The sequence below is a fragment of the Mesorhizobium sp. M2E.F.Ca.ET.209.01.1.1 genome (assembly GCF_004010375.2).
Classification (GTDB): Bacteria; Pseudomonadota; Alphaproteobacteria; order Rhizobiales; family Rhizobiaceae; genus Mesorhizobium.
The window spans coordinates 1-291 of the sequence record NZ_SADP02001152.1 but is presented as its reverse complement, the minus strand read 5'-3'; the positions used below and the strand labels follow the sequence as shown (position 1 = coordinate 291).

The 291-nt window shown below is 67.7% G+C and carries 1 protein-coding gene; it reads left to right on the top strand.

The genetic code is table 11. From position 1 onward, the window contains the following. Positions 1 to 291 (top strand): PRC-barrel domain-containing protein (locus EN852_RS39510; RefSeq protein ID WP_135879952.1); only part of this gene is annotated, 291 nt, incomplete at both ends.

The window sequence follows — 291 nt, the reverse complement described above, 5'->3', positions numbered from 1 at the left end:
GACCAAGGAGGGCAAGGCGCAGTCGCTGATTATTGGCGTGGGCGGCTTCCTCGGCATGGGCGAGAAGAACGTCGCCTATGATTTCGCCAAGGCGCAGTGGGCACAGAAGAATGGCGACCGCTGGCTGGTTGCGCAGACCACCAAGGAAGAACTGCAGGCGCAGCCGGACTTCAACCGCAAGGCTTCTGATCCGGTGCCGGCCACGACGGCATCGAACGAGCCGGCGGCAACCGCCCCCGCCACCGCGACGGCTCCTGCTGCCGCTCCGGCGGACAAGACGGCGGCGGCGCC